9 protein-coding genes are annotated in these 11,197 nt (G+C 63.0%); 6 read left to right on the top strand and 3 right to left on the bottom strand.

Annotated elements, in window-relative coordinates; translation table 11 throughout:
- Positions 1-392: 392 nt before the first annotated feature.
- The gene (locus DFR67_RS14050; protein WP_110470094.1) at positions 393-1,658 is read right to left on the bottom strand and encodes an FAD-dependent oxidoreductase; all 1,266 of its coding nucleotides are present in this window, start codon (positions 1,656-1,658) and stop codon (positions 393-395) included.
- 124 nt (positions 1,659-1,782) lie between these two features.
- Here DFR67_RS14050 and DFR67_RS14045 point away from each other — a divergent pair, with 124 nt between their 5' ends.
- The 5 genes from DFR67_RS14045 to DFR67_RS14025 all read left to right on the top strand — a co-directional run bounded on the left by DFR67_RS14045 (position 1,783) and on the right by DFR67_RS14025 (position 6,867).
- On the top strand, positions 1,783-2,364 hold the full coding sequence (locus DFR67_RS14045; protein ID WP_245937934.1) for a TetR/AcrR family transcriptional regulator: 582 nt from the start codon (positions 1,783-1,785) through the stop codon (positions 2,362-2,364).
- Positions 2,364-2,711, top strand: a complete 348-nt coding sequence (locus DFR67_RS14040) for a nuclear transport factor 2 family protein (protein ID WP_110470092.1) — start codon at positions 2,364-2,366, stop codon at positions 2,709-2,711. The genes DFR67_RS14045 and DFR67_RS14040 overlap by 1 nt, the downstream gene beginning before the upstream one ends.
- 126 nt (positions 2,712-2,837) lie before the next feature.
- Positions 2,838-5,603 carry a branched-chain amino acid ABC transporter permease/ATP-binding protein gene (locus DFR67_RS14035; RefSeq protein WP_110470091.1) on the top strand — a complete coding sequence of 922 codons (2,766 nt, stop codon included), beginning with the start codon at positions 2,838-2,840 and terminating at the stop codon, positions 5,601-5,603.
- The gene (locus DFR67_RS14030) at positions 5,596-6,360 is read left to right on the top strand and encodes an ABC transporter ATP-binding protein (protein WP_245937933.1); all 765 of its coding nucleotides are present in this window, start codon (positions 5,596-5,598) and stop codon (positions 6,358-6,360) included. Before DFR67_RS14035 ends, DFR67_RS14030 begins: the two co-directional genes overlap by 8 nt.
- 42 nt (positions 6,361-6,402) lie before the next feature.
- On the top strand, positions 6,403-6,867 hold the full coding sequence (locus DFR67_RS14025; protein ID WP_110470090.1) for a hypothetical protein: 465 nt from the start codon (positions 6,403-6,405) through the stop codon (positions 6,865-6,867).
- Here the strand turns inward: DFR67_RS14025 and DFR67_RS14020 are convergent.
- Together DFR67_RS14020 and DFR67_RS14015 are read right to left on the bottom strand one after the other, a co-directional pair.
- Complete coding sequence (locus DFR67_RS14020) at positions 6,809-8,077, bottom strand: ABC transporter substrate-binding protein (RefSeq protein ID WP_158539961.1); 1,269 nt, start codon at positions 8,075-8,077, stop codon at positions 6,809-6,811. The genes DFR67_RS14025 and DFR67_RS14020 overlap by 59 nt on opposite strands.
- A gap of 361 nt (positions 8,078-8,438) precedes the next feature.
- A complete protein-coding gene (locus tag DFR67_RS14015) occupies positions 8,439-10,118 on the bottom strand; it encodes an FAD-dependent oxidoreductase (protein WP_110470088.1) in 1,680 nt (559 codons plus the stop codon).
- A 178-nt stretch (positions 10,119-10,296) separates the two neighbouring features.
- On the opposite strand from DFR67_RS14015, the gene DFR67_RS14010 reads away from it, so the two are divergent.
- Positions 10,297-11,157: a 3-carboxyethylcatechol 2,3-dioxygenase gene (locus DFR67_RS14010; protein ID WP_211325045.1), complete on the top strand. Its 861-nt coding sequence runs from the start codon at positions 10,297-10,299 to the stop codon at positions 11,155-11,157.
- The last annotated feature ends 40 nt before the right edge of the window (positions 11,158-11,197 follow it).

The raw sequence follows: 11,197 nt of genomic DNA, 5'->3' as shown, positions 1-11,197 counted from the left end.
TGTTTGACGCCGTGCGCGATCATCGTGCCGCCGATGGCGGCGCGGAGCAGTAGTTGCACGGCGGTGTGGTCGGAGGCCGGCTTGGTGAACAGGCGCGTCATCGTTTCTCTTCAACCCTTTCCTAGGGAGTTCGCGGCCTCGGCAGGCCGTCTACCGGCTTGGGGTCAATCTGCAGTCGTTCCATCTTCCGGTCGGCTGGACGAGTGGTAGACGCCAGATCGCCTAGTAGGTTCGGGCATTGCTTCGGGCGCAAAAACTGTTGTTCCTTGAAGCCTAAGCACAACACGCACATCGTAGGGCGCGACTGGCTGTGATCGCACACCGATGACGTCAACGGCCCATCTGTGCCCAAGACAGAATTCGAGTAACTAGAGCGAGGATGATGCGTCAGCTCACACGGCGGGCGCAGAAGCTGAAGTACTCAACGAAGCCAATGCGACAGTGGTGAGAATGTCGGGGGAGTAGGACTCCGCCTCGACACTCCACGGTCCGGAGTGGACTGCTGTGAGTGCAGCCCCGAGTTCAGGCCGTTGTCCGAGGAGACCTAAGATGCGCGGTCGACGTGTCGCGCGGTCGCTCATCCCGAAGCCGGCGATCAGATCGGTGAGGGCGCTGGCGAAACGCAGGCGGGCCATTCGTGCACTCCGCTCGATTGTGTACCCGGACAACGTCTCGGGCGTCCATATGACGTTGTCCAGCAATGCTTCTGACAGTACTCGCGCATCGCGAAGAGTGATGCTGAGCCCTTGCGCGGTGACTGGGTTGCTCCATCCCGCGGCATCACCGATGAGTGCTCCTCCCGGTACGACGGGGGTATCGGTCCACGCATCGTTCATAGGGAACGTCGCGCACGGTCCGACCGGTGTCGACTCGGCCAGCTTGTCGTGGTCGGGGAAAACGGGGGTCCGGTACGACTCGAGGAACTCGGTGATCGTGGCGGGGCCTTTCAGCGGGTCCGGGTCGTTGACATTTCGGCCGACGTAGAGCCGTAATCTGTTGTCGGCCCGGGGGATGACGATGAATTGATTGCGCCCGTCGATGGCGATCGTGGTGACGGCCCGATCCCACACGCCACCGTCGTCCACCAGCATTCCGGTGAGCTTGACGCGTGCTTCGTTGGTGAACATCGAAACGCCCAATGCGGCCCGTGTTGTCGAAAACTTGCCGTCGGCCCCGACGATCAGGCGACAACGGATCGTTCGTTCCGCCCCGTCGAGTTCGAAGGTGACCTGAGGGGCGTCGCCTGCGACGACCGTCGATCGGCGGACGCCTCGAACCATGGTCGCGCCGGCTGTGACCGCGCTGTTGGCCAAGGCCTCACGAAGCTCGGGGTGACCCACGCCGATCACGCCCGGGGCGCCGGGGACGGCAGTCGACAGATCGCTCGACCGGCGCCGTGCCTGCTCCACGGTCAAGGTCTCGTCGTAGGGAGTCATTCGTGTCATCACCGAGGCGCCCTCGGCCTCCAGCACTGCGTCGGCCACGCCGAGCTCCGCGGCTTCCAGAAAACCCCAGGGGACCATCGCCTCGCCGCGCACCATGTCCCGGTACGTGGGTTCGCGTTCAAGAACCGTGACCGCCAGACCGGCGGTGGCCAATCGGGCGGCCAGGGCGCATCCTCCGATGCCGCCTCCGATGACGACGATGTCCGCATCCATCCAAGTGCCCCTCGGTCATTTACACATAGTCAATGGGTCTCATTTACTGTGACATAATCAGATTCATCGAGTGAGAGGCGAAGCCAGGATGGTGCGAAACCGGGGTGGAACCCAGCCATCTCCGATGTCGGAGACCCAGTTGCTCGATGCGGCATTGCAGGTGGTGGAAGGGTCTTCACTGCAGGAGATGACCGTGCGCGCTGTTGCCGAGGCGTGTGGGGTGACGGCGCCGGCGATCCACTATCACCTGCGAGGAAAGGCTGACCTCGCCGATCGGGTGGTCGAAGCCGTGGCCGGGCAAGTCGACATCTCGATCGATCCGGACGAGTCCTGGGTCGACCAGTACGTAGGGCTGGTGGGGGCCATGGACCGCGCCTTCCTTCGTTACCCGGGTACCGGACTGCGAGCGTTGACTGCGCAGGGTCCATCAGCCGCGGCGGCGCGACTCACGACGACCGCGCTCGAGATCCTGCGCGGGGCCGGGTTTGCGGAAAAGGACGCGAGGGAGATCTTCACGGCCACATACCTGATGTTTGTCGGCTGGCTTGCAACCAGGGGCCGGGAGGAGAGTGGATCGATTCATCCAGCGCTCGCCGCGGCCGGTGGCGAGACCCCCGGCAATGACGGTATCGGTGTCCTGGAGGCAGCGCTGCGGCAGCTGTTTGCCGCTCACGAATTGTCAGCAACAAGAGAAAAGAGGAAGTAGTGAGCACTGAGAGCACCGGCTGGATGGCGAAGTACTACGCGGCATGGGATTCCGCGGACGTCGACGCGATCACCCACTGGTTCGCGGATGATGTTGTCTTGGAGGATGTTCCGTCCGGGCATGCGGCGCGAGGCCTGGCGCAGGCGCGCGCGCTCGTGGAGGGATCCATCACGAAGGTGCCCGGGGCCACCTATGAGGTGGTGACCGGCCTGGTGAGCGGAGACCGTTTCGCCGTCGAGTGGATCATGCATCCGGTGGGACTCCGTGGATCGTCGGTCGGCACGCTGCGTGACGGGAAAGTGGCTAGCAACCGGGACTACTGGAACGCGGCTCCTGCCGAGGACTGACGGTCCCGTCGGGCCGGTCCGGGAATGTGAACGACATCAATTCGGATAAATATGGTGACGTACGTCGCAGCATGATCTAACATCAGTGTCACCTTTGAAAGATCTCCGGTGAGGAATGGCGTCACAATGCAGCATCTGGTGTTTTTGCTACTCGGGCTAGGCAACGGCGCAGTTTTCGGCGCTTTGGCACTGGCTGTCGTCTTGACGTATCGCAGCTCTGGCGTCGTGAACTTCGCGACGGGAGCCATCGCGCTGTACACCGCGTACACGTACGCATACCTACGTGAGGGCGAGCTACTCATCCTCATCCCGGGTCTGCCGGACTCGATAGACCTCGGCGGGCCGATGGGAATGTGGCCTGCAATGGCGCTCTCGCTGGTCATCGCCGCGCTTCTCGGTTTGATCCTGTATTTGCTGGTCTTCCGGCCGCTGCGCACATCGCCTCTGGTGGCGCGCGCGGTCGCGGCGTTGGGAATCTCGCTCCTGATCGCAGGGTTGGTTGCACAGAAACTCGGCACTGACCCGATCTCGGTCGACCCGATCTTCCCGACCGATATCTGGCAGTCCGGTGACCTGCAGTTGTCGGCCGACCGCTTCTACTTCGCGCTCACGATCGTTGTCTTGGCAATTCTGCTGGCACTGGTCTTCCGTTACACGAAGTTCGGCCTCGCCACTCGCGCGTCTGCCGAAACCGAGCGCGGTGCCTACGTCAGCGGTATCTCACCCGACCGGATCGCGGCCTACAACTGGATGCTCAGTTCCGCGGTTGCCGGACTGGCGGGCATTCTCATCGCGCCCATCGTCCCGTTGGTGCCGGTTGCCTACACCCTGTTCATCGTCCCGGCCTTGGCAGCAGCCATCCTGGCCCGCTTCGATCTGGTCGTGGTCGCCGTCTTCGCCGGTCTGGCAGTCGGAATGCTTCAGTCCGAAGCGCAGTATCTGGCAACGCAGTTCGACTGGCTGCCAGCCGCCGGACTGCCCGAACTGGTGCCGCTGATCTTGATCCTGCTGGTGCTGTTGATCCGTGCCAAGCCGCTGCCTGCCCGTGGTGCGATCATCTTGCAGACCCTTGGACGTGCGCCGAGACCGAATCATGTGGCACCTACCGCCGTCGTGATGACGATCATCGGTGTCCTGGCTCTGGTGCTGCTCGATGACCGCATGCGCACCGGTCTGATCGTCAGCTTCATCATGGCCATCGTCGCGCTGTCGTCTGTCGTAGTCACCGGTTACGCGGGACAGGTCTCCCTGGCCCAGTTGACCATCGCCGGGGTCGCGGGCTTCCTGCTCGGTCCGATCGCCAACACATTCCATCTGCCTTTCCCGATCGCCCCGATCGTGGCGGCGTTGTGTGCGGCAGCACTCGGTGTCCTGATCGGGCTGCCCGCCTTGCGGATCCGAGGACTCACCGTTGCAGTGGTGACGCTGGCGATGGCATTCGCGGTCGAGGCCATATGGTTCCGGAACGTCGACATCGTGGGCGCCGAGGGTATCAAGGCACCGAAGCCCAGCCTGTTCGGTTGGGATCTGGGTATCGGTCAGGGACTGGACTATCCGCGAGTCACCTTCGGTATCCTGGTGCTCCTGGTCCTCGTCGCCGTCGCCGTCTTCGTCGCCCTGTTGCGACGTAGCCGCCTCGGCACCGAAATGCTCGCTGTGCGGGCCAACGAAAGATCCGCTGCCGCGGCTGGTGTCAGCGTCGTCCGGGTGAAGATCCTGGCGTTCGCGATCGGTGCATTCATCGCCGGCATCGGTGGTTCCCTGCTCGCCTATCAGCAGCAGACGGTGACCTTCGATTCCTATGCTGCATTGGGTGGTGTGGCTCTGTTCGCCACTGTCTATCTGGCGGGCATCACCTCGGTGGCCGGTGGCATCTTGGCAGGCGTCACAGCGGCCAACGGGTTGTTGTTCATTTTCGTCGACGAGATGTGGTCGGTGAGTGGGTGGTACGTCGTCATCTCCAGCGTGCTGCTGATCTTCACCGTCATCCTCAATCCCGAGGGCATCGTCGGACCGGCCCATACGTTGCTGGCGAGTCGTCGCGCTGCGTCGCTCAAAGCGAAGGCCAAGGCGGCGCCGGCGTCGGACACCGCTCCCGACGTTCCTGCCAAGGACCTGTCGGCCGAGCCCCGGGTGTTCGACCGCGCAGCGCTGCCTGAGCTCGCCCTCACCGATGTTTCGGTGAAATACGGTGGTGCGGTAGCACTGTCGGACGTATCGCTGCAGATTCCCAAGGGTGCACTGGTCGGGCTCATCGGCCCGAACGGCGCCGGCAAGACGACGCTGATGGACGCGATCACCGGATTCGCCGACTACACCGGCGAGGTGACGCTGGCCGGTGCCTCGATGGGCGGGCTCGCACCGCACAATCGGATCCGGGCAGGTCTGGGTCGTACCTTCCAGGCGATCGAACTGTACGACGACCTCAGTGTGACCGAGAACGTCAAAGTCGGTCGGACCGCCGCAGTGCACCGTCCCGATGTCAAGGCCGAGCACAATGACATCGGTCATCTGACCGAGGTGTTCGAACTGCTCGGTATCGGCGACATCAGTGAGCGCCCGGCCGGCGAATTGTCTCAGGGACAGCGCCAGCTGGTTTCGATCGCTCGCGCTCTTGCCGGTTCACCCAACCTGCTTTTGCTCGACGAACCGGCCGGTGGTCTGGACAGCACCGAAAGCCGTTGGTTGGGCGAGCGACTGAGAAGGATCTGCGACAGCGGGATCACCATTCTCATGGTCGATCACGACATGGATCTGGTTCTGAACATCTGCGACGAGGTCCACGTCCTCAACTTCGGTGAGCTCATCGCCTCCGGAACCCCTGCGGAGATCCGGGCCAACCGGACCGTCGCGACCGCATACCTAGGAAGAGAGGCCCAGGTTCATGGCTGACTTGAAACTGGCTGACGAAGCGAACCATTCGAACGATCCCGGGCCCACCGCGGTTCCGATCCTGGAGTGCCGTGAGGTGTCGGCCGGTTACGGCTCGGTGCGGGTGGTCCGCGATGTCAGCTTCTCGCTCCAGGCCGGTTCTGTGCTCGCGATCCTGGGCCCGAACGGTGCCGGCAAGTCGACACTGATGAACACTCTGGCGGGATTGCTACCGCGCAAGGGTGGTGACGTTGTCGTCGAGGGCAAAGAATTGCGAAGTGGCCGACCCGGCGAGGCCAATCGTCGCGGGCTGGTGCTGGTCCCGGATGACCGGGCGCTCTTCACGTCGATGACGGTTCGCGAGAACCTGTCGATCGCGAAGCGGTCCGGAGGCCTCAGCGTTGATGCGGCGATGGAGATGTTCCCGGCCTTGGCGAAGCGAATCAAGGTCAATGCAGGGTCGCTGTCGGGTGGTGAGCAACAGATGCTGGCCGTGGCTCGCGCTCTGACCCAGAATCCCCGAGTTCTCCTCATCGACGAGATGAGCATGGGGCTGGCACCGGTCATTGTCGAGGAGTTGCTGCCGATCGTCCGCCGGATCGCCGATGAGACCAATGCTGTTGTGGTGCTGGTGGAACAGCACGTACAGTTGGCTCTCGAGGTTGCCGATGAGGCGTTGGTCATCGTCCACGGTGGTGTCCGGCTCAGCGGCTCCGCACGCGAACTCGCAAAGAATCCCGAACTCCTGGAGCAGGCCTACCTCGGAGAGGCTGTCTGACCCTTTCGACACCAGAGCCGGCCACCATCCGCACTGCGGAGGGTGGCCGGCCTTCTTGTGCCCGTGCACCACCGGTTGATCGTGCCGATCCGACCGTCGATCGTGCCCAATCAACCACCGACCGTGCCGATGTGGCCATGGAGTGTGCTCCTGGTGCGAGCGAGTCGCTGGGTGAGTCTGCAACATCGGGTGCGCGACGGCATTATTCGCACGGTCGACTGCAACGAGGGCAAGGTCGATGGCGATATTGGCACGCTCGGCGGTGATATCGGCCCGCTCGATGGTCGGATGGGCCCGGCCGATGGTGATATCGGCACGATCGATGGTTGGATGGGCACGGTCGACGGTGTTATCGGCACGGTCGACGGAGGGCCGGGAACATTGAGACACAACGAAACTGGCCGCCAGCCCTTTCGGGCTGACGGCCAGCTGAGTTCGAGCTGGTCTATCAGGCGCTCGGTGTTGCGTACAGCTTCGGATCGATGGTCACCTGTTGGAAGTCGGTGAGTTCACCGTTCTTGGTTGCTTTGGCGAGAATGCCGTCAGCGCTGCAGATGTTGGGCGAGATGGGGATCTGCTTGCCGTTGCACTGGAACATGATTCCGTTGGTGAGCGGGTACTCGGTCGGCGGAGCCGTCTTCATGGCCTCCATGACGGTCTGCTGCGTCGGGTCGGTGACCTTGGCGGCGTTGAGTGCCTTGATCATGCCGAGCATCGGGGCGTATCCGGCTGAGGACAGCTGGCCGAACTTGGCGCCGTCGCCGTACTTCGCGAGAACCGCTGAGTAGAGCTGTGAGTCGGGTGCATCCGGGCTGAGGTTCAGTGCCGTGGCGACGTTGATGTCCTCGTAGCCGTTCGGGATCGAGGAACCGCCGCCGATGGTGACGCATCGGTCGATCGCGAAGATCGGAGCATTTGGCTTGGTGGTCTTGATCGCCTTGAACGCGCTGGTGCAGAAGCTGTCGTTGCCGATGACGAAGAAGTTGTCGGCGTCGGCACCTGCTGCGCTGATCTGCGGGGTCATATCGGCGGTGCCGGGCGGAATGCCGACCACACTGAAGTCGAGACCCGCGTTGCCCCAGATCAGGCTACCGAGCTGACGGGTGGGTCCCTCGGCACCCGGTACGCCGATGGCGACACCGACGGTGTTCTTGAGTCCCTCGTCCTTCGCCGCAGTCGCGGAGATGGCGAAGTAGGCGGTGCCGTTAGTCAGCGAGAAGACGCCGGGAGAGCTGAGACCCTTTTGCGTTGTCCCACTGTGGATCACCAGCGGGATCTTGGCGGGAGAGAGGACGTCGACGAGGTTGTCGAGTTCACCGGGAGTCGGCCCGACCACGGCCGCGGCCTTGGCCTGTACCATCTGGTTGGCACAGTCGGTCGCGACGGCGGGCTGCGCCAGCGCTTGGCAGGACTTGACCTGGATGGGGTGGCCCCCGATACCGCCGAGGTACTCGTTGGCGTAGTTGGCGGCAGCTTCGGCGCCTCGGATCTCGTCGGTGACGTCGATGGACTGAGACTGTCCCTCGCTGACGAATCCGATGGTGACCGGAGTCCCGGTGGCTTTGTTCGGCGTGCCGAGTGCGGACTCGTTTGCCGAAGGCTCGGCAGCTGCGTCGCCTCCATCATCCGAACTGCTACAGGCGACCATTCCGGCGGTGAGGGCGGCCGACAGCAGAGTCGTTGCGATCAACCGCCGGCCTGTCCTTGATTTCTGCATGTTGTGCTCCTGAGGTCGGGACGAGAGAAGCTGCGCCCGCACATGGGTTGTTCCGTTGAGCGTCGTACTTGTCTTGCGAGCGATCATAAAGTTCAAACTATTTGAAGACGCAGTGTCAGATACGAACCTCTGAATCGTGGACTATGACGGGCGTCACTCCTACCTTTTTCGGACAATGTTATCGAACCGTGATGTTTCCGTTCGGAGAGACCTTAATGTCAGACCAGTAAAAGGGCACGCGGAGGCGAAACCAGTGTCGCTGAGTCCGTAACACTAGTCCCTGGTTTCGGAATTGCTCAGTCGATGCAAGAGATAACCGCGAGTGTCAGAATAGTTCGGGCAGTGGTTCTGGTGCGGCGAGTCAATCGCCGCGAACGACAGCCATCATCGAGTCGACATCGACGAACTTGACGCGGGGTCGCTTCCGTGGCTTGCCGGCCGCCTTCTCTGCCTTGTCGATGAGCGACCAGCCGGCAAAGTCGACGACCTCGGGCGCCCGTTCCGAGACCAGGTCCGCAAACGACTCAGCGTCCTGTGGGGGATCGGCGAGGGCTCCGGCGACGTAGTCCTGTAGCAGCAGATCAACTGTGTCGGCGGCGCACTTCTTATTCGTTCCGATGACCCCGGATGGACCGCGCTTGACCCACCCGGTGGCATAGACGCCCTGAATGGGCTCCTCATCGACCAACGTGACAACCCTGCCCTCGTTGTTGGAGATGACACCGCGAGCGTCGTCGAAGGGCACTCCGGGCACCGGAACGCCCCGATAGCCGACGGCACGCAGGATCAGTGTCGTCTCGATGGTTTCGGTAGTGTCCGTTGGGACCGCGACGACCGCCCCGGAGTCGGTCAGCTCGAGTGCGTTGCGCGTGACGTCGACGGACTCGACCCGATCGGTGCCGGAGATCTCGGTGGGGGAGGTGAGGTACCTCAGCACGAGACGTTTCGTTGCGCCCCTTCCCCCTTCGTCGGCAACCTTGCGGGCCAGGGAGACCTTGGCCTTCACCGATGACTCGGTCTCGGGCGAATCCAGGATGCCTTGCGTGACGGGATCGATCTGCGCGTCGTCGGGGTCGATCACGAGATCGACCCCGGGTAGGTGACGCAACGCCATCATTTCGGGATTGGTGTACCCGGCTTGCGCCACACCGCGCCGACCGAGGACGACGACCTCGCGGATATTGCTGGTGCGCAAGACTTCCAATGCGTGGTCTGCGATATCGGTGCGATCGAGGTCGTCCGGATCGGTGAGCAGGATACGCGCGACATCGAGCGCGACGTTGCCGTTGCCGACTATGACGGCACGTTCGCCACTCAAGTCGTAGGTACGCTCCGCATAGTCGGGGTGCCCGTTGTACCAGCCGACGAACTCGGTGGCGGTATGACTGCCCGGCAGATCTTCTCCGTTGATGCCGAGGCGGCGATCTGATGATGCACCAACCGCGTAGATGACAGCGTGGTTGTGGGCCAGGAGTTCCTCGTGTGTGAGGTCGACGCCGATCTGGACGCCGAGATGCAACCGAAAGTTTTTGCGACGCTCCAGGGTTCGGAAGATGTCGGTGACCGCTTTCGTGCCCGGGTGGTCGGGGGCGACCCCGGAGCGCACCAGACCGTATGGCGTGAGCAAGCGTTCGAACATGTCGACCTGGACGCCCTTGAGTGCTATCAGTTCGGATGCCGCATAGAACGCGGCCGGCCCGGACCCCACGATGGCCACGCGCATCTCCGAGAAGTCCGCCTTCCGCCACAGTGGTTTCGGGACGTCGAGTTGGCCGGTCTGCATGGGGTGTTGTTCGAAGTAGTCGGCGTTGAGCTCGATGAACGGGAGCTCGGGGTCGTCCAATTCGTCCTCGGCCTTGATTGCCTCGACGGGGCATGCTTCGACGCACGCGCCGCAATCGATGCAGGTCTGCGGATCGATGTGCAGCATCTCGGTACGCATGAAGTCCGGTTCATCGGGTGTGGGGTGGATGCAATTGACCGGGCATACGTCGACGCACGAGGCGTCATTGCAACAAGCTTGCAGGATCACAAAAGCCACGAGTGTCGCCCTCCAGTATCTGACAGTTACGTCCACTTTGGGTGGCGATATACCGTTCTGTCAAGTGTGTAAGACCTGACTCTCGACTAGCGCCAGAAATTGATCTAACGTCAGTGTCACTATTGGTTTCGCACACCGCGTCGGCCGGGCGGCCGAACGGGTGCTGACAAGGAGTGTCATGACCGAACAGAAGCGCCTGGTGGTGTGCGCAAGTCACAGCCCGGGCATGGAGCGTGACACCGAGCATGTCTTCGGATCCGAGTTCCGGGCCGGTCTCGCAGATGCGCGCGCCATGGTCACCGAGTTCGATCCCGACTTCACGATCCTGTTCGGCGGCGACCACCGCCGGGCGTTCCGGCACGTCGTCCCGACGTTCGCTGTCGCCATGTCGGCATCGATCCTGCCCGAAGGCGGACATGACGAAGGGACACTCGACATCCCGGTCGACGTCGCGACTGAGATTGCCGCACATCTCCTCGACGCCGAGTTCGACATCTCGATCTGCCGGGGCGTCGGCCTCGACCATGCTTTTGCGCAGCCCCTCCGGGATCTCACCGGTGACCTGAACACCTATCCGGTCATCCCGGTGCCGATCAACTGCGCGACCGGGCCGCTACCGTCGGCGGCACGGGTGCTCGCATTCGGAGAAGCCGTCGGACAGTATCTGGACACCATCGATGCTCGCGTGCTCGTCATCGGAACCGGAGGTCTGTCACACTCGCCGCCGAGTCTGGAACTCGATGCCTACGACATCAGCGACGAAGAGCGACGCCGCGTGATCGCCGAAGGAGCTGCCGCTGCGCGCAAGAAGATAAGGCCCGAGTGGGACAAGGCATTCCTGAGTGCACTGGCCGAGTGGGATGGCGCCGAGCTGGCCTCCCTCACCGATGATGCGCGCGCCCAGGCCGGCGTCGGCGCCAACGAGGTACGAACCTGGCTCGCCGCGGGAGCTGCGGGCGGTGGAAAGCCGCTCGACGCGATCGTCTACCAGCCGGTCGAGGAATGGATCACCGGAATGGGACTCGCCGTCTCGCGGTGAGACGCACACGACAAGCAACTCGACAGCCCGGGAGAACGGA

Source organism: Williamsia limnetica (genome assembly GCF_003217475.1).
GTDB classification, from domain to species: Bacteria; Actinomycetota; Actinomycetes; order Mycobacteriales; family Mycobacteriaceae; genus Williamsia; species Williamsia limnetica.
This window is presented reverse-complemented; position numbering and strand designations above follow the sequence as displayed.

What these genes read in the sequence shown, in the direction of transcription:
- DFR67_RS14045 (WP_245937934.1), top strand. Translation starts at nt 1,783, where the DNA reads ATGTCGGAGACCCAGTTGCTCGATGCGGCATTGCAGGTGGTGGAAGGG.
- DFR67_RS14020 (WP_158539961.1), bottom strand. Translation starts at nt 8,077, where the DNA reads ATGCAGAAATCAAGGACAGGCCGGCGGTTGATCGCAACGACTCTGCTG.
- DFR67_RS14010 (WP_211325045.1), top strand. Translation starts at nt 10,297, where the DNA reads ATGACCGAACAGAAGCGCCTGGTGGTGTGCGCAAGTCACAGCCCGGGC.
- DFR67_RS14030 (WP_245937933.1), top strand. Translation starts at nt 5,596, where the DNA reads ATGGCTGACTTGAAACTGGCTGACGAAGCGAACCATTCGAACGATCCC.
- DFR67_RS14035 (WP_110470091.1), top strand. Translation starts at nt 2,838, where the DNA reads ATGCAGCATCTGGTGTTTTTGCTACTCGGGCTAGGCAACGGCGCAGTT.
- DFR67_RS14050 (WP_110470094.1), bottom strand. Translation starts at nt 1,658, where the DNA reads ATGGATGCGGACATCGTCGTCATCGGAGGCGGCATCGGAGGATGCGCC.